The organism is Paracoccus contaminans, assembly GCF_002105555.1.
In the GTDB taxonomy this organism is placed as follows: Bacteria; Pseudomonadota; Alphaproteobacteria; order Rhodobacterales; family Rhodobacteraceae; genus Paracoccus; species Paracoccus contaminans.
Genome location: NZ_CP020613.1, coordinates 44,897 through 62,547, shown reverse-complemented (window position 1 = coordinate 62,547; position 17,651 = coordinate 44,897). Strand labels below are relative to the sequence as shown.

General features: G+C 69.2%; 17 protein-coding genes. 1 reads left to right on the top strand and 16 read right to left on the bottom strand.

What is annotated here, in order from left to right:
• Positions 1-38: 38 nt before the first annotated feature.
• The 7 genes from benD to B0A89_RS14310 form a co-directional block, all read right to left on the bottom strand.
• Positions 39-824 carry a benzoate diol dehydrogenase BenD gene (gene benD, locus B0A89_RS14340; RefSeq protein ID WP_085379016.1) on the bottom strand — a complete coding sequence of 262 codons (786 nt, stop codon included), beginning with the start codon at positions 822-824 and terminating at the stop codon, positions 39-41.
• Complete coding sequence (benC, locus tag B0A89_RS14335; protein WP_085379015.1) at positions 821-1,846, bottom strand: benzoate 1,2-dioxygenase electron transfer component BenC; 1,026 nt, start codon at positions 1,844-1,846, stop codon at positions 821-823. Before benC ends, benD begins: the two co-directional genes overlap by 4 nt.
• A 33-nt stretch (positions 1,847-1,879) precedes the next feature.
• Complete coding sequence (gene benB / locus B0A89_RS14330; protein ID WP_085379045.1) at positions 1,880-2,368, bottom strand: benzoate 1,2-dioxygenase small subunit; 489 nt, start codon at positions 2,366-2,368, stop codon at positions 1,880-1,882.
• Positions 2,365-3,765, bottom strand: a complete 1,401-nt coding sequence (locus B0A89_RS14325) for an SRPBCC family protein (protein WP_085379014.1) — start codon at positions 3,763-3,765, stop codon at positions 2,365-2,367. Before B0A89_RS14325 ends, benB begins: the two co-directional genes overlap by 4 nt.
• An 87-nt stretch (positions 3,766-3,852) precedes the next feature.
• Positions 3,853-4,788 (bottom strand): catechol 1,2-dioxygenase, encoded by a 936-nt coding sequence (gene catA, locus B0A89_RS14320; protein WP_085379013.1) that lies wholly within the window; start codon positions 4,786-4,788, stop codon positions 3,853-3,855.
• A gap of 77 nt (positions 4,789-4,865) precedes the next feature.
• The gene (catC, locus tag B0A89_RS14315) at positions 4,866-5,156 is read right to left on the bottom strand and encodes a muconolactone Delta-isomerase (RefSeq protein ID WP_085379012.1); all 291 of its coding nucleotides are present in this window, start codon (positions 5,154-5,156) and stop codon (positions 4,866-4,868) included.
• 9 nt (positions 5,157-5,165) lie between these two features.
• Positions 5,166-6,335, bottom strand: a complete 1,170-nt coding sequence (locus B0A89_RS14310) for a muconate/chloromuconate family cycloisomerase (protein WP_085379011.1) — start codon at positions 6,333-6,335, stop codon at positions 5,166-5,168.
• A gap of 164 nt (positions 6,336-6,499) precedes the next feature.
• On the opposite strand from B0A89_RS14310, the gene B0A89_RS14305 reads away from it, so the two are divergent.
• Positions 6,500-7,447 (top strand): LysR family transcriptional regulator, encoded by a 948-nt coding sequence (locus B0A89_RS14305; RefSeq protein WP_085379010.1) that lies wholly within the window; start codon positions 6,500-6,502, stop codon positions 7,445-7,447.
• Positions 7,448-7,736: 289 nt separating this feature from the next.
• On the opposite strand, the gene B0A89_RS14300 is transcribed toward B0A89_RS14305, so the two are convergent.
• From B0A89_RS14300 to B0A89_RS14260, 9 genes are all read right to left on the bottom strand, one after another.
• Positions 7,737-8,123, bottom strand: a complete 387-nt coding sequence (locus B0A89_RS14300; RefSeq protein ID WP_085379009.1) for a type II toxin-antitoxin system VapC family toxin — start codon at positions 8,121-8,123, stop codon at positions 7,737-7,739.
• Positions 8,120-8,362, bottom strand: coding sequence for a type II toxin-antitoxin system Phd/YefM family antitoxin (locus tag B0A89_RS14295; protein WP_085379008.1), 243 nt, complete (start codon positions 8,360-8,362; stop codon positions 8,120-8,122). Before B0A89_RS14295 ends, B0A89_RS14300 begins: the two co-directional genes overlap by 4 nt.
• A gap of 304 nt (positions 8,363-8,666) precedes the next feature.
• Positions 8,667-11,045: an aldehyde dehydrogenase family protein gene (locus B0A89_RS14290; protein WP_085379007.1), complete on the bottom strand. Its 2,379-nt coding sequence runs from the start codon at positions 11,043-11,045 to the stop codon at positions 8,667-8,669.
• A gap of 7 nt (positions 11,046-11,052) precedes the next feature.
• A complete protein-coding gene (deoC, locus tag B0A89_RS14285; RefSeq protein ID WP_085379006.1) occupies positions 11,053-12,006 on the bottom strand; it encodes a deoxyribose-phosphate aldolase in 954 nt (317 codons plus the stop codon).
• Positions 12,003-12,929 (bottom strand): ribokinase, encoded by a 927-nt coding sequence (gene rbsK / locus B0A89_RS14280; protein WP_085379005.1) that lies wholly within the window; start codon positions 12,927-12,929, stop codon positions 12,003-12,005. Before rbsK ends, deoC begins: the two co-directional genes overlap by 4 nt.
• Positions 12,926-14,014: a DUF4432 family protein gene (locus B0A89_RS14275; protein WP_085379004.1), complete on the bottom strand. Its 1,089-nt coding sequence runs from the start codon at positions 14,012-14,014 to the stop codon at positions 12,926-12,928. The genes rbsK and B0A89_RS14275 overlap by 4 nt, the downstream gene beginning before the upstream one ends.
• Positions 14,015-14,017: 3 nt before the next feature.
• Complete coding sequence (locus tag B0A89_RS14270; RefSeq protein WP_085379044.1) at positions 14,018-14,968, bottom strand: ABC transporter permease; 951 nt, start codon at positions 14,966-14,968, stop codon at positions 14,018-14,020.
• Positions 14,969-15,080: 112 nt separating this feature from the next.
• Positions 15,081-16,088: an ABC transporter permease gene (locus B0A89_RS14265; RefSeq protein WP_085379003.1), complete on the bottom strand. Its 1,008-nt coding sequence runs from the start codon at positions 16,086-16,088 to the stop codon at positions 15,081-15,083.
• Positions 16,085-17,614, bottom strand: coding sequence for a sugar ABC transporter ATP-binding protein (locus tag B0A89_RS14260; RefSeq protein ID WP_085379002.1), 1,530 nt, complete (start codon positions 17,612-17,614; stop codon positions 16,085-16,087). The genes B0A89_RS14265 and B0A89_RS14260 overlap by 4 nt, the downstream gene beginning before the upstream one ends.
• Between the last annotated feature and the right edge of the window lie 37 nt (positions 17,615-17,651).

Here is a 17,651-nt window from a genome sequence, read left to right as displayed (position 1 = left end):
CCTCTCCTCCCCTCAAGCTTGTGATCGGGCCGCCGCGCCTAGCCCAGATCGCCTCCCGCGACCGGCAGGATGGTGCCGGTGACATAGCCCGCCTCGTCCGAGGCCAGGAACAGGATCGGCGCCACCTGTTCGTCGATGGTGCCGTAGCGGTGCATGAAGCTTGACTGCTTCACCTGATCCACGACCTCGGCCATCCATGCCTTTTCCTCGGCGCTGTCGCCTTCGGCGTTGCGGGGGATGCGCCGGGGGGGCGCCTCGGTTCCGCCCGGCGCGGTGGCGACCACGCGGATGCCGCGCCCGGCCAGCTCCATCGCCAGCGACATGGTGATCGCATTGATCCCGCCCTTGGCCGCCGAATAGGGCACGCGGTATATCCCGCGCGTGGCGTTGGACGAGACGTTGACGATGGTGCCGCTGCCCCGCGCGAACAGATGCGGCAGCACCGCGCGGCAGCAATACAGCGTCGGCATCAGCGAGCGGCGGATCTCGGCGTCGATCTGGGCCGGCTCGAACGCCTCATAGGGGCGCATGCGGATCGCGCCGCCGACGTTGTTGATCAGGATGTCGATGCCGCCGAAGGTTTCGGCGGCAAAGCGCATCGCGGCCTCGGCCCCGTCCCATGTTTCCAGATCGGCGCTGAAGGCCGCGGCCGTTCCCTGCGCCTCGGCCGCGACATCGGCGACGAAATCGGCCCGGTCGACCAGCACGACCTGCCCGCCCTCGGCGGCCGCGCGCAGGGCGACGGCGCGGCCGATCCCCTGCGCCGCGCCGGTGACGACGACGACCTTGCCGGCAAAGCGGCCGGGAAAGACCGCGCCGCTCATGCGACGGCCTGCGCGGCGGGCGCGTTGGGGGTGAACTTCTCGTAATGAAAGCTGGCGGGGCGGATGCCGTTCTCGTCGAGCCAGTGGCGCACCGCATCGACCATGGGGGGCGGGCCGCACAGATACAGGTCGAACCCGCCCGCCGTCAGGTCAGCGGGCATGTGCTGCGTGACCCAGCCCTTGCGCGGATGGGCCGATCCGTCCTCGGCCACCACCGTCGAATAGGTGAAATTGGGCAGGCGCGCGGCATAGGCCTCGATCTGCTCGACCAGAACCAGGTCCAGATCGCGCGTCACGCCATAGATCAGATGCACCTTCTGGTCCGAGCCGCTGCGGGCCAGCACCTCGAGCATCGACAGGAAGGGCGCCAGCCCCGTGCCCCCGGCCAGGAACAGCAGCGGGCGCACCGGATCGCGCAGATAAAAGCTGCCCAGCGGCCCGGTCAGCGTCAGCTTGTCCCCCGGCGCGGCGCCGGCCAGCCAGCCGCTCATCAGCCCGCCGGGGATCATCTTGATCAGGAAGCCGGCGCGCCTTTCGCCGGGCGCGGTGCTGAAGGAATAGGAGCGGTGATCGCCGCTGCCGGGCACCGTGATGTTGACATACTGGCCCGGCAGAAAGGCGGGCGCGGCGGCATCCATGTCCAGTTCAAGCACGATCGCCGCGTCGTGATGGGGCTGCACGCTGGCCACCGTCGCGGCAAAGCTTTGCATCCCCGTCTTGCACGCGGTCGAGCTGGTCGGCACCGACAGCACGCAATCGCTGCTGACGGTCATCTGGCAGGTCAGCACCAGCCCCTCGGCGGCCTCGTCCTCGGTCAGCGCGTCCTCGATGAAATCGTCGCCCAGCTCATAGGCGCCGCTTTCGGCGCGGCACTTGCAGGTGCCGCACACGCCGTCCGAACAGTCCATCGGCAGGTTGATCTTGTTGCGATAGGCCGCATCCAGCACCTTTTCGCCGGGCTGGCAGTCGATGATGCGCGTCACCCCGTCCTCGAAGTTCAGCGCGATGCTATAGCTGGACATGGACACTCCTCCCTTGGGTGTCCGGCCTGGCCATCAGACGTGATAGACGTCGATGACCTGCCGGATATAGTCGTTCTTGAGGACGATCTTCTTGGACGAGATCACCAGCCCGTCCCCGCCCCGGCGCAGCGTCACGAACATCGTGCCGAAGAACTGGTCGGTGACCTTGTAGCGGTGGTTCAGCGTCAGGAAGTTGTAGCGCACGTCCACCTCGTCCCCGCGATCGGCCAGCACCTCGACATTGCTGACGGTATGGCTGGTGCGCGGCTCGGGCGTGGATGCGCCCGAGCGTTCCGTCTTGATGCGGAACACGCGATCCTCCAGCCCGTCCCGCGTCGGATAGAACATCAGCGAGATTTCGGACTGCGGGTCTTCGGTGATCTGGTCGTCGTCGTCCCAGGCGGGCATCCAGTAGCGGACATCGGGCGCATAGCAGGTCAGCCATTCATCCCATTGCCGGTCATCGAGCAGGCGCGCCTCGCGGTAGAGGAAGGCGCAGATGGTGTCATGGGGAATGCTCATGCCGCCTGCCCCCCGCATTCGGCGCTCAGGCCCGCATGCAGCAGCGACTGGCCGCTTTTCTCGCGCGCCAGGGCGCTGCGCATGGCATCGGCCCAATAGGCGTGCTGGCGCACGAACAGGCCCTCATCCTCGCTGCGCTCGCCCGAAAGCTGCGGGTTCAGGCCCATGCGCCGGGCATTCTCGTCGGGGCCGTTAATCCACAGCGGCGCGCCGCGCGACATGTCGTTCCACAGCGCGGCTGTGCCGTGATAGGCGGTCTGGCAGGCGCGGAATTCCTCGAGATCGTCCGAGGTGCCCATGCCCGAGACGTTGAAGAAATCCTCATACTGGCGGATGCGGTGGGTGCGGTCGGCCGCGCTTTCGCCCTTGGGGCCAAAGCAGAATATGGTGACCTCGGTCTTGTCCACGCTGAGCGGGCGCACGACGCGGATCTGGGTCGAGAACTGGTCCATCAGGAACACGTTGGGATAGATCCCGAGGTTGCGGGTCTGGCGGACGATGAAATCGGCCCGTTCCGCGCCCACGCGCGAGGCGATTTCCTCGCGCTGGCCCCAGACCGGGCGCACCTCGGGGTTCATCGCGTTGGTCCACAGCAGGATATGGCCGTTTTCAAAGCCATAGACGCCCGCGACCGATTTCGACCAGCCCGAGGCATCGACCGCCTTGGTGCCTTCCTCGTTGCGCCGGCCCATCGTCGCGGCATAGTTCCAGTGGACCGAACTGACGTGATAGCCGTCGCAGCCGTTTTCCATCTGCAACTTCCAGTTGCCGTCATAGATATAGGACGAGCTGCCGCGCAGCACCTCGATCCCGTTCGGGGCCTGCCCGACGATCTGGTCGATGATGACGCGCGCCTCGCCCAGATAGTCGCTCAGCGGGGCGACATCGGCGTTGAGGCTGCCGAACAGAAAGCCGCGATAGCTTTCGAAGCGGGCCACCTTGACCAGATCGTGCGAGCCGTCCTTGTTGAACTGTGCGGGATACTGGCTGGTCTTTTCGTCCTTGACCTTCAGCAGCTTGCCCGTGTTGGAAAAGGTCCAGCCGTGGAACGGGCAGGTAAAGCTGCCCTTGTTGCCATGCTTGCGCCGGCACAGCATCGCCCCCTTGTGGGCGCAGGCGTTGATGACGGCGTTCAGCGTGCCCGTCTTGTCGCGGGTGATGACGATGGGCTGACGGCCGATGAAGGTCGTGTAGTAATCGTTCACGTCCGGGATCTGGCTTTCATGCGCCAGATAGACCCAGTTGCCTTCGAACAGATGCCGCATCTCCAGCTCGAACAGGTCTTCGTTGGTGAAGATGTCGCGGCGGCAGCGGAACGTGCCGGCCTCCTCGTCGTCCTGCACGGCCGTTGCCAGCAGGTGATCCAGATCGCGCGCCTTGTCGATGATCGCAGACATGATCTCTCCTCCCCCGCGGGGGTGCGCCGGTCCGGGCGCGGCCCCCGCTCTGATGTCGGTGGATGTCGGGACTGTCGTCGCGGGCCGTCAGGCGGCGGCGCGGCGGCGCTGTTCGTTGACCTGGTTGTCCACGCCGTCGACCAGGGCGGTCAGATGGATGTCGAACTCGATCTCCGCGAACGGACCGTTGAGGTTGTTGGCGTGGATGCTTTCCTCGTCGGTGCGTTCCTTGACCGACGGGACGAGGCCTTCGCGCGTGGCATAGGCAAAGTCGTCGTTGATCAGCGGATCGCCCTCGATGTTGATCTGGGTGGTCAGCTTGCGATGGCCGTCCGCGCTGACGAAGAAATGGATATGCGCGGGGCGCTGGCCGTGGCGGCCCAGGGCCGACAGCAGCTTCTCGGTCGGGCTGCCGGGCGGCACGCCATAGCCCGAGGGCAGGATCGACTGGAACTTGTAGCGGCCATTGTCGTCGGCAAAGATCGTCCGGCGCATGTTGAAGGGCGCCTGCTTGCCGGTCGGGTCAAAGTGGGAATAGAAGCCCCGCGTGTCGCAGTGCCACACCTCGACCTTGGCGCCGGGCAGCGGCTGGCCGTCGGCGCCGTGGACAACGCCGTGCATGATCAGCGTCTGGCCCTCGGCCGTGCCGTCATCAAGCCGCGCAAAGCCGACCGATTCCGGCGCGCCCGCGACATAGAGCGGGCCTTCGATGGTGCGCGGGGTGGGGTTTTCGATCCCCAGCTCGGCATCGATCGCATCCAGCCTTTCGTCGATGAAATGATCCAGCCCCAGGCCGGGCGAGATCAGACCCGCCTGCCCCGCCGCGCCCAGATCGTTCAGCCAGGCGACGCCGGTCCAGTATTCGTCGGGGGTGATGTTCAGATCGTCGATGGCCTTGAACAGGTCGGACATCAGCCGGTGGGTGATCTCCTTCATGCGGGGATTGCCGTCCGCGGCGTTCATCCCGCTGAGCTCGCGCAGGAATGCCTGCATGTCGAGGCGGTCATGGATCTTCACGGTCATAGTCGTCTCCTCCTGGTCTTGGCTAGCAAGGGGCGGCTCCTCGGCGGCCCTTGGCTCGGCGTGAAATCACTTGGGGATCAGCTGTCATCCTCGCGGATCGACGAGGGGTGGCGCAGCAGCGGCGTCACGGTGATCTTCATGAACCGGAACAGCGGCAGGCCGGTCAGGATCTCGTGCAGCTCGGCATTGTCCTGCACGTCGAAGATGCTGAAATTCGCGTATTCGCCGGCCAGGCGCCAGATATGGCGCCACTTGCCGCTGTGCTGGAGCGCCTGCGAATAGGCCTTTTCCCGCGCCAGGATCTCGGCCGCCTCCTCGGGCGGCAGATCGCGCGGCAGGTGGACATCCATGCGGACGTGAAACAGCATCACAGCCTCCTATCGCGGCTTGCGGGCGAACCCGTCGCGGGCAAAGAAGCGCACGCGCTCGTCGTCCAGCTCGATCCCCAGCCCCGGCCCCGAGGGCACGGTCAGCTCGAAATCGCTGTAATCCAGCGGCGTGCGCAGGATTTCCTCGGTCAGCAGCAGCGGGCCGAAAAGTTCGGTCCCCCATTGCAGGTTGGCGAAGGTCGCAAAGACCTGGGCCGAGGCGATGGTGCCGACCCCGCCTTCCAGCATGGTGCCGCCGTAAAGCCCGATACCGGCGGCATCGGCGATCGCCGCGACGCGCTGCGCGCCCGTCAGCCCGCCGCTCTGCTCGATCTTGATGGCGAAGACATCGGCGGCGTTGTCGCGGGCGATCGCAAAGGCCGATTCCGGCCCGGTCAGGGATTCGTCGGCCATCAGCGCCACCGGAAAGCGGCGCACCAGCCGCCCCAGCGCCGCGGCCGAGCCGACGGGCTGTTCGACCAGCTCGCAGCCCGCATCGGCCAGCGCGGCCATGCCGCGGGCGGCATCCGTCTCGCTCCAGGCCATGTTCACATCGACGCGCACGGCGGCGCGCTCGCCCAGGGCGCGCTTGATCGCGGCGACATGGGCCACGTCCTCGGCAACCGGGCGCGCCCCGATCTTGAGCTTGAAGATGCGGTGCCGGCGCAGGTCCAGCATCCGTTCCGCCTCGTCGATGTCGCGGCCCGTGTCGCCCGAGGCCAGCGTCCAGGCCACCGGCAGCCGCTCGCGCCGCCGCCCCCCCAGCAATTCGCTGACCGGCAGGCCCAGCCGCTTGCCCTGCGCATCCAGCAGGGCGGTTTCGACGGCGCATTTGGCAAAGCGGTTGTCCTTGACCATCTTGCCGATGCGGTCCATCGCCGGGGCGATGCGCGTCGCGTCCTGGCCGGCCAGCAGCGGCGCGAAATAGGTATCGACCGCCAGCTTCATCCCCTCGGGGCTTTCGGCGCCATAGGCCAGCCCGCCGATGGTCGTGCCCTCGCCGATGCCGGTCACGCCGTCGCTGCAGTGGATTTTCACCAGCATCAGCGTCTGGCCGTTCATCGTGGCGACCGAGAGCTTGTGCGGGCGGATGGTGGGCAGATCGACCAGCACCGTCTCGACCCGCTCGATCACGGGGGCGGCGCTGAGGCTGCGGGCGGGGGTGAGGATCTGGTTCATGCCCCGAGGATGGGGGAGGGTGATCCTGCCGGTCCAAGACTATTTGGCTTTTGAACTATATTGAAAAAGTATTAAGATAATAAATCAATTCTGTATCACGGATTTTCTGCGCTGCAGAATATTTGAAAAGGGGCTTTGTTCATTCACGGCGAAAGGACATCGGGATGGATCTGCGGCAATTGCGCTATTTCGTGGCCGTCGCCCGCGAACGCAACTATACCCGTGCCGCCGAGGTGCTGCACATCGCCCAGCCCGCGCTGAGCCGCCAGATCCAGCTGCTGGAGGATGAGCTGGGCGTCGTGCTGCTGCTGCGGTCAAGCCGGCCCGTGCAGCTGACCGGTTCGGGGCGGCTTTTCTATGAACAGGCCCTGCAGGTGCTGGGCCGGGTCGAGCAGATGGTCGAGGCGACGCGGCGCGTCGGGCTCAACCGCAACAGGGTCCTGTCGATCGGCTTTGTCGCATCCACCCTTTACGGCGGGCTTCCCCTGCTGGTCCGCAAGCTGCGCGAACATGCGCCCGATCTCGATATCCGGCTGCTGGAGATGCTGTCGATCCAGCAGATCGCCGCGCTGAAGGAAGGCCGGATCGATATCGGCTTCGGCCGCCTGCCCCATAGCGATCCCAATGTCGCGGGCACCGTGCTGCGCAAGGAACGCCTTGTCGCAGCCCTGCCCCCCGGCAACCCGCTTGCCCATGGGGCAGAGCCGGTCGCGCTGGCCGAACTGGCGGGGCAGACGCTGATCGTCTATCCCAAGGAGCCGCGCCCCAGCTATGCCGATTTCGTCTTTGGCCTGTTCACCGGCGCCGCCATCCGCCCCGGCGAGGTGCAGGAGGTGCGCGAGATCCAGACCGCGCTGGGTCTGGTCGCGGCCGAGGCGGGGCTGTGCATCATCCCCTCATCGGCCCGGCAGATGCGGTCGGATGTGCATTATCGCCCGATCAGCGACCCGGGCGCGCTGTCCCCCGTCATCCTCAGCCACCGGATGGGCGACAGCTCTGATCAGCTGAAGCTGGTCAGGGCACTGATCCGCGACATGTATGCGGAAAATCCCGCCTGGCTTGGCCAGGACAGCGTGATCGGCCCGGAGGACGAAGGGCCGGCGGGGCCATAGGCGGGGCGGGCCCCTCGGGCGCAGAGGGGCCGGCGCAGGCCATGGCGGCAACGCGGATGCGGCTTTCGGGTGGCGCCCTGCCGGATGCGCGCGATCGCCCCGGCGGGCCGCATCCTGGCCGGGGGGGGGCGCACCATCCCCCTGCCCCCCTGGGGCGGCGCGGCACGCGCCCGGACGCCGCGCGCCGCCCGATGCGCCGAAAGCGGCCGCAGCGCGGCTCGCCCGGATGCACAAGGGCAGCCCTGGCGCAGGGCGGGCGCGCCTTTCCGTGATGCCCGATCCTTGCGCGCTAAAGCCGCAGGACCGGCCCGCCATAAGGCTCCATCGCCTCGTCCACGGTCAGCAGCGTCATGCCCTCGGCCGCGGCCTGGGCGATCAGGATGCGGTCAAAGGGGTCTGCATGGTGCCTCGGCAGGGTTGCCAGCCCCAGGACATGGCGCCCCTCGACCGGCAGCTCCAGATAGCCACTGGCCAGCAGGCCGGCGCGCAGCGGCCCCGGATCGACACGGAAATCGGGGCGGTTCAGGGCGCGCTTGATCGCCACCTCCCACAGGGAGGCGACGCTGAAATGCAAGGCCGCGGCCGGATCGAGCATCCGCCGCCGCGCCTCGGCGGGCAGCCTGTCGGGCTGGGCCGCCGCCCACAGCAGCAGATGCGTGTCGATCAGCAGGTTCATGCGGGTTCGTCGCCCTGGAACATCGCGGCGATCACGTCCGCGCCCATGCGGTCGAAATCCTCGGGGACGGTGAAGGCCCCGGCCAGGAAACCCAGCCGCGGCGGGGGCACATCCTCGATCACCGCCACGCGGACCATGGGCTTTCCCGCGCGCGCGATGACGAACGGCTCGCCGCGCACGGCCTCCTCGACCAGGCGCGACAGGTGGGTCTTGGCCTCATGCATGTTGACTGTCTTCATGGCACCAATCCGGGCTTAGTCAGATCAACCTAGTTCACTGCGGCGCTGCCGTCCAGCCCCCTCGCATCCTGCCCTGCCCTGCCCGATCGCCCGGTCATGGGGGCGCTATGTCCGCTCCGCGGCAATCGACGCGCCGGCCGAAGGCCACGCCCTGCAAGCTGCCACGGGCATCGGCGCGGGCGGCGGGCAAGGCCGCATCGCGGCGCGGCTGATCGACAGCGCCGCGCCCTTCGCCGGGCGGCAGATCAGGGCCGCCCGCCATCCGCAGGCGCGGGGCGCGCGCGCACAGGGCCGCGACGCCCTGTCACGCCCCGTAGGGCACCCAGATCGTCTTGACCTGCTGCCCGGCCGCGATCAGCGCCAGCAGCGCCGCCGGGTCCATCGCCCAGTCGGCGACGGCGTGGCGGATCACCGGCTTGAGGTTGCCGGCGGCGGCCGCCTCCAGCCGCGCGGTCAGGCCGGGCGCGCCCTGGTGCCACAGCGCGTCCACATCGTCATGCAGCGCCAGCACCTCGGCCAGCGCCGCGGAATCGCCGGTCACCAGGTTCACCACGCCCCCCGGCACGTCCGAGCTGTCGCACAGCTGGGCCAGATCGGCCGCGAGCCATGCCTGCCGCGGATCGGGGATGCAGACCACGCGGTTGCCCATGGCGATAGCCGCGCCGATCATCGTCACCATCGACAAAAGCGGCTGGCGATGCGGGCAGGCCAGCCCCATCACCCCCCACGGCTCGGCGAGCGAAACGGTCAGGTGCCGCGCGCGGGTGGATTGCACGCGGCCCGCCAGCTTGTCGGCCAGCCCCGCGATCAGGCCCAGGCGGTCGATGCTGGCGGCGATCTCGGCCTCGGCATCCGGGGTGCCGGTCAGGGCCAGGGCGCGGGCCAGGGTTTCGCGCCGCTGGTCCATGTTCTCGGCCATGAACCACAGCACCTGCGCGCGGTTGTGGCCGGCCTGCGATGACCAGCCGGCGGCCTTGCGCGCCGCCTCGACGGCGTTGCGGATGTCCTTGCGGCCCCCCAGCGCGGCCGCGCCAAAGACGCCCTGCGGGCCGCGCAGCGCATAGCTGGCCCCGCCATCGGCGCGCACCTGCCTGCCGCCGATGAACAGCTTGATCGTGCGGTCCAGCGCCGGGGCGTCATTGCCCCGCATGCCCGACGCCGGGGCGGGCGCGGGGGAAAGATCCACCGGCCCGGCCTCGGCCCCGTCGTCAGCCACGTCATCCGCGCCGGGGCGGCGCAGATAGGCCAGCATCCCCTCGGCCCCGCCCTCGCGGCCGAAACCGCTTTCGCGCATGCCGCCAAAGGGGGCGGCGGCGTCGAACAGGTTGGTGCCGTTGATCCAGACGACGCCCGCCTTCACCTTTGCCGCCGCGTCCATCGCCGTGTCGATGTCCTGCGCCCAGATGGATGCGGCAAGGCCATAGGCGGTGTTGTTGGCCAGTTCCACCGCCTCGTCCGGGGTGCGGAAGGTCGTCAGCGTGGCGATGGGGCCGAAGATTTCGACCGTCTGCAGGGTGGATGCGGTAGCCGCGCCGGTGACAAAGCCCGGCGCGCAGAAATGCCCGCCCTCGGGCACCGGTCCCGACTGATGGATCACTGCCCCCTCGGCCCGGCCGATGTTCAGCAGGCCGTTGATGCGCGACAATTGCTCGGCCGAGACGATGGCGCCGATGTCGGTGGACTTGTCCAGCGGATCGCCGACGCGCAAGCCGGCCAGCCGCGCCGCCAGCCGCGCCTGGAACCGTTCGGCGAGGGGTTCCTGCACCAGCAGGCGCGATCCGGCGCAGCAGACCTGCCCGCCGTTGAACCAGATGCCGTCCACAACGCCTTCGACCGCGGCATCCAGATCGGCGCTCGCAAAGACGATGAAGGGCGACTTGCCGCCCAGCTCCAGCGTCAGCGACTTGCCCTGCCCGGCGGTGGCGCGGCGGATCGCCCGGCCGACCTCGGTCGAGCCGGTGAAGGCAACCTTGGCGATGCCCGGATGCGAAACCAGCGCCGCCCCCGTCTCGCCCGCGCCGGTGACGATGTTCAGCACCCCGGCGGGCAGGCCGATTTCGGCGCAGATCTCGGCAAAGGCCAGCGCCGTCAGCGGCGTCTGTTCGGCCGGTTTCAGAACGACCGTGTTGCCGGCCGCCAGTGCCGGCGCGACCTTCCACGCCAGCATCAGCAGCGGAAAGTTCCACGGGATGACCTGCGCGCACACGCCGACCGGTTCCATCCCCGGAAACATCGCGGGCAGGGCGGCGGCCCAGCCGGCGTGGTGATAGAAATGGCGCGCGACGAGCGGGATGTCGATGTCGCGGCTTTCGCGGATCGGCTTGCCGTTGTCGATCGTCTCGAGCACCGACAGGAACCGCTCGCGCTTCTGCACCGCGCGGGCGAGGGCATAGAGGAACCGCGCCCGCCCCGTCGGACCCAGCGCCTGCCAGCCGGGCAGGGCGCGGGTTGCGGCGGCGACGGCGCGGTCCAGCTCGGCCGCGTCCGCGGCGGTGACGGCGGCGATGACCTCGCCCGTCGCGGGGTTCTCGACCGCGATGGCGCGGGCCGGGTCGTGGGCGGTGAAGGCGCCGTCGATGAACTGTCCCCAGCCGTCACGGGCGGCCAGCCAGCCGCGCACGGCCGAGGCATCCTCGGGCGCGGGGCCGTAATCGAGCGTCGTCAGGATCTCGCGGATGCTCATGGGCGCCTCAACCGATCGGGTGGTGGGACTGGGCGGCGTAACGCCCGGTGACGTGGTGTTCCAGTTGCCGTTCGATGTCGCCCAGCATCGAGGATGCGCCGATGCGGAACAGGTCCGGCTGCATCGCGCGCAGGCCCAGCTCCTCGCGGATCAGGGACAGCCAGACCATCGCCTCCTTGGCCGAACGCAGCCCGCCCGCGGGCTTGAAGCCGACGGCGTGGCCGGTCCTGCCCTGATAGTCGCGCAAGGCCCGGATCATGGTCAGGGCGACGGGCAGGGTGGCGTTCTCGGTTTCCTTGCCGGTCGAGGTCTTGATGAAATCCGCCCCCGCCTGCATCGCAACCATCGACGCGGCATGAACGGTGGTCAGCGACCCCAGTTCCCCGGTGGCCAGGATCGCCTTCATGTGCGCATCGCCGCAGGCCTCGCGCATCGCCGCGATCTCGTCGTAAAGCGCGGGCCAGTCGCCGCGCAGGGCGTGTTCGCGGGTGATGACGATGTCGATTTCCGCCGCCCCCTGCTCGACGCACCAGCGGATTTCCGCCAGCCGCAGCGGCAGCGGCATCAGCCCGGCGGGAAAGCCGGTGGCGACCGAGGCGACGGGGATGCCGCTGCCCGCCAGCGCCGCGACGGCATGGGGCACCATGGTCGGATAGACGCAGACGGCGGCGGTGGCGATGCGTTCCTCCGCCAGCCCCAGCGCGGCCTGGATGTCGGGGCGCACCGGCTGGCGGGCCTTGGCGCACAGGCGCCGCACCCGTTCGGCGGTGTCATCGCCCGCCAGCGTCGTCAGGTCGATGCAGCGGATCGCATGGATCAGCCAGGCGGCCTGGTGATCCTTCTTCACGCTGCGCCGGGCGGGGATCTGGGCGGTGCGGCGTTCGGCGGCGCTGCGGTTGACGGTCACGCCCTCGAACCAGTCGGGGGTCAGGGGCGTGCCGGGGTTGCGCGCGTCGTTCATGGATGGGCCTCGCAGAAGGCGGCGAATTCGTCCGGGGCGGCATAGGATGCCTGGGTGCCGCGCCGCGTCACGGACAGGGCCGCATAGCGCGCCGCGCGGGCCAGCGCCGCCGGCGCCCCCTGCCCGGCGGCGAGGAAATGGGCAAAGCTGCCGATGAAGGCATCGCCCGCCCCGGTGGTGTCCACGGGCGTGACCGACACCGGCGCGATCGCCTGAACCCCGTCCGCCGTCACCAGCCGCGCCCCGCGCCCGCCCAGCGTCACCACGACCTGCCCGATGCCCTTGGCGATCAGGCTGCGGGCGGCGGCGGCGATTTCCGCCTCGCCGCCCGCGGGCATGCCGGTCAGCACCGACAGTTCCGTCTCATTGGGGGTGAAGAAGCTGAGGCCGGCCAGCCGCGACAGGTCCAGATCGCGCGCCGCCGGGGCGGGGTTCAGCACGCAGCGCACCCCCCGCCGCGCGGCCAGCGCGATGGTGTGATAGACGGTTTCGAGCGGCACCTCGAGTTGCAGCAGGATCACGTCGCAGGCGGCCAGCGCCTCCTCGGCCGCGTCCACATCGGCGGGCGACAGGGCGGCATTGGCGCCCTTGACGATCAGGATCGCATTCTCGCCCGAGCGTTCGACAAAGATCGGCGCGACGCCCGAGGCCAGACCGGGCGCGGTGCGCACATGGGCGGTGTCGATGCCGCTCGCGCGAAAGTTTTCCAGCTGCCGGGGGCCGAACATGTCGTCGCCGACCCGCGTGACCATCGTCACACGCGATCCCAGCCGGGCGGCGGCGACCGCCTGGTTGGCGCCCTTGCCGCCAAAGCCGATGGCGAAATCGGGCGCCTCGACCGTCTCGCCCGGACCGGGCATCCGGTCGATATAGGTCACGAGGTCGATCATGTTCGACCCGACCACGCCGATCCGTCCGCTCATGCGCCTGCTCCTGCATTGTCGATGGCCCGGGCGAGCGTCGCCGCCTCGGCCGGGGTGAGATAGCCGACCCGCAGGGCGAAATCGGCCCGCGCGCCGGGCGCCAGATGGCGGATGTTGCCCTTGGCCGTCTCGGCCGCGCGCCCTTCGGGTTCGCAGGTCGAGGGCAGGGCAAAGGCCGCGACGCGGGTGTCGCCATTGGCCAGCAGCCAGCGCACCAGATGCGGGAAATGGTCGGCCCGGTAGCTGACGGCGATCCCGTCGCCCTGGGGCCGGCGCAGCATCACGCTGACGCGGCCCTCGGCGTCACTAGCGGGGCGGCGGATATAGAACACCTGCTCGGGGTCCAGATCGGCCATGTCCAGCACCCGCATCCGCGCGGGATCGTCAGCCAGCCGCCCGATCAGCGCCAGATAATCCGGGTTGGGCGCCACATGGGCGGGGACGGCGGCGCGCACCTGCGTGCGCTCGGGCGTCCAAGGCGCGGGCTGATGGATCGTGGCGCCGTCCAGCCAGGCCGGGTTCAGATGCGCCATGTATTGCAGCGGCATCGCAAAGGCGGACCGGTTCTGCACGCTCATCGTCCAGTCAAGCGCCGCCTGCCCGTCGGCCAGCGTGACCGAAGGCGTCGCCCGGTAATGGGGGCCGAACCCCTCGACGTGATCGCGCCGCCCGCCAAGGCGGACAAAGGCGCGGCCATCCGCCTGACCCAGTTCCAGCCACGCCTCGTCCATGGCGCAGGTCGGAAACTCGCCGTGGACGGGGTGGCTGTCGGCGGCGGTGGGCACGCCGTTCGCCAGCAGGCCCGAATGGAACCCAAGGCAGCCATAGGTGCCGATGATGGTGGCGGCGGGGCGCGGGGCGTCGAACTGGCTGTCCATGGTCAGGCGCAGCCCGTCAAAGGCCGCGTCCCACAGCATCTGCCCCATGAAGGGCAGCACCTCGACATGGCCGCGGGCATTGGCGATGGTCAGCGCCTCGATCCCTGTCGGATAACGGCGCGCGGTGGCGGTCAGCCCGCCGATGCGGGCGATCACGCGCGGGGCGGCGGTGAACTGGTCGCGGGTCAGGGGGATGGTGGCGATCATGGCTCAGCCCTCGCCCCGGCGGTTCAGCAGGACGTTGATCGTCAGCACCGCGATCAGGAACGCCCCCCAGATGAAGTCGATCATGAAATTCGACACCCGCATCATCTGGAACCCCGAGGACAGCATCACCAGCGAGGCGACCGCCAGCACGACACCCATGACGCTGCCCCGGCCCCCGGCCGGGTTGGTGCCGCCAAGGACGGCGATCAGCACCGCCTGCAGCAGGTAGGACGCGCCATAGTCCGACTTGGCGGCGTTGGTGCGCGCCGACAGGATGATCCCGGCCAGCGCCGCCATCGCCCCGGTCAGCGCATAGGAATACATCAGCATCCGCCCCCGCCGGATGCCGGCAAAGATCGCGGCGCGCGGGTTGGTCCCGATCAGCATCAGCTGCAGGCCGAAGGCGCTGCGCGACAGCAGCGCCCAGACCCCGGCGCAGACGGCGACAAAGATCAGGAAGGGCACCGGCACGGGGCCGATATGGGCATTGCCGATGGCGTTCCAGGCGGCGGGAAAGCCGACGATCGCCGGCCCGCCGGTCAGCACCAGCGCAAGGCCCGTGAACACATAGCCCGTGCCCAGCGTCGCCAGGATCGGCGTGATCCGCAGGCGCGAGATCAGCAGCCCGTTGAGCATGCCCCCGGCAACGCCCACCCCCAGCGCCACCATCACCCCGGCCAGGGCGATGGCCGCGCCCGCGTCCTTGCCGCCCTGCCGGGCAAAGAACAGCCCGGCGGTGACCGCCGCCAGATTGGCCAGGCCGACGACCGACAGGTCGATCCCCCCGGTCAGCATCGCGATCATCATCGCCAGCGCCAGGATGCCCAGTTCGGGCAGGAAGGACGCCATCGACTGGAAGTTGTAGGGGTTGAGAAACCGCGGGTTCATCGCCGTCATCGCCGCGAACACGACGATGCAGATCAGCAGCAGTTGCAGGTTGCCCGCCCCGCCCATGCCGCCCGTCAGGCGCGACAGCGCCGAGGGCGGCGGCGCGGGCCGGGGCAGCGGGTCGGGGCCGGGAACATTATGCGGGGAAAGGGGATCGGTCATGCTCGGCTCTCCGCGTTCAGACCAGCGCCTTGCGGTCGCGCAGCGCGGTCAGCGCCGTCGCCGCGATCAGCATGGCGCCGATCACCACCCGCTGCCATGTCGTGTCGATGCCCATCAGGATCAGCGAGTTCTTGATCATCACGATGATGAACACGCCCAGCATCGTCCCCAGGACCGAACCCCGGCCGCCAAAGATCGACGCCCCGCCCAGCACCACGGCGGCGATCACCTCCATCTCCAGCCCGGCGAAATCGCGCGGGTTGGCCATCCAGATCATCGAGCTGTGCATCATCCCCGCCAGCCCGGCCAGCGCCCCGGCCAGCCCATAGACGAACACCACCGTGCGCCCGGTGCGGAAACCGACGCGGCGCGCCGCCTCGGGCGAGGCGCCATAGGCAAAGACCGAACGCCCGATCATCGTGCGCGTCAGCACCAGATGCACGGCCAGCGCCAGCGCCAGATAGACCGGCAGCATCGCCGTCAGGCCAAAGCTGCCGCCCTGCGCGTTGGTCAGCGTCACCAGGTCGATGCGGCCGACCTCGATCAGCGACTTGGGAAAGCGGTCGATGTTGACGTTCGACGTGCCGACCAGCCCGTTCAGCAGCCCCCGCGCCATCGACGCCGTGCCCAGCGTCACGATCAGCGGGATCATCCGCAGCTTGTGGATGATCGCCGCATTAACCAGCCCCAGCCCCGCCCCGATCGCGGTGGCGGCAAGGAAGGGCCAGACATGGCCGCCCAGCCCCTGATCGACCATCAGCCGCACCACCAGATACAGCGCCACCACCGCAAAGGCCGGAAAGCTGACATCGATCCCGCCCGAGATCATCACCACCAGCAGCCCCAGCGCCATCACCCCCACGACGACGTTGGACCGCAGCAGGCTGAACAGGTTGTCGGCCGACCAGAAGGCCGGGTTGACCGCGCCGATCGCCAGCATCGCCAGGATCAGGACGGCGCCCACAACCGCCTCGGTGCTGCGCCACCAGGGTTGGGCGCCGCTTGATGTCGCCGCGGCGGTCATGCCGGAACTCCGTTCGGGTGTGCGCCAAGGCGCAGCGTCTCGTTCAGCGCGTCCTCGGTCAGGGCGGGGCCGGCGAATTCGCCCGCCAGCCGCCCGCCTGCCATGCCGAGGACGCGGTTGCAGTTGCCCACCAGTTCGGGCACGTCATCGGAAATCATCAGCACCGCCAGCCCTTCCTCGCGCGCCATACGGTGCACGATCGCGTGGATCGTCGCCTTTGATCCGACATCGACGCCCACGGTGGGGCCGTTCAGGATCAGCACCCGCGCCCCGGTCATCAGCCAGCGCCCGATCATCACCCGCTGCTGGTTGCCGCCCGACAGCGTGCCGACGGGCGCCCCGGTGCCGGGCGCGGCGATGGTCATGCGCTCGAACATCGCCCGCGTGGCGCCGGCGGCGCGGCGCCGATCGAGCCAAGGCCCGCGCGCAAAGCGCCCGATGGCCGCGGCGATGGAATTGTCGCGGATCGAGCGGCTGAGAAACAGCCCCTCGGACAGCCGATCCTCGGGGACATAGGCGATGCCGGCGGCGATGGCGCTCTGCACGTCTTGCGGATCGACGATGCGGCCATCGACAAGGACATGGCCGGAAAAGCCCGGCTTCATCCCGAACACGGCCAGCGCCAGTTCGGTCCGCCCCGATCCGATCAGGCCCGAAATGCCCACGACCTCTCCGGCATGAAGCGACAGCGAGACATTCTCGACCTGGCCCGGCACGGTCAGGTTGCGCAGTTCCAGCCGCGGCGCGCCGGTCGCGGCGGGCGCGTCATAGCGCGCGCGCGCCAGATCGCGGCCGGTCATGGCGCGGGTGATGGCGGCCTCGTCAAAACCCGCGGTCGGCCCTTCGGCGACCTTGCGGCCGCTGCGGAACACCGTCAGGCGTTCGGACAGGTCCAGCATCTCGCGCATCTTGTGGCTGACGAACAGCACGGCGATGCCCTGCGCCTGCAGATCGCGGGTGATGCGGAACAGCCGCTCGACCTCGCGCCCGGTCAGGGCGGTGGTCGGCTCGTCCATGATGATCAGCCGCGCATCGGCCAGCACCGCGCGGGCGATGGCGACCAGTTGCCGCCCCGCGGTGGGCAGGCTTTCGACCGCCGCATCCAGCGGCAGGTCCACCCCCAGCCGCGCCAGCACCTCGGCCGACATCTTGCGGGCGCGGGCGCGGTCCACCATGGCGCGGCCTTCGCGCAGAAAGCTGTTCAGCGTCAGGTTCTCGGCAACGCTCAGCGTCGGGAACAGCGAGAAATCCTGATAGATCACCTGGATGCCCGCGGCGGTCGATCGCACCGGATCGAGCGTTCCAGCCGGGCGCCCGTCGATCAGGATCTCGCCTCCGTCGGGCCGATAGACGCCGGAAATGACCTTGATGACCGTCGATTTGCCCGAGCCGTTCTCGCCGGCAAGGCAATGGATCTCGCCGGGCATGATCGACAGCGACACGCCGTCAAGCGCGGTCACGCCGCCGAAACGCTTGGTGATGGCGCGCAGTTCGATCAGGGGTGTGGCGCGGTCTGGCGCGGGCATGGTGACAATCCGTCGCAGGCAGGACAGGGCCGCGGCC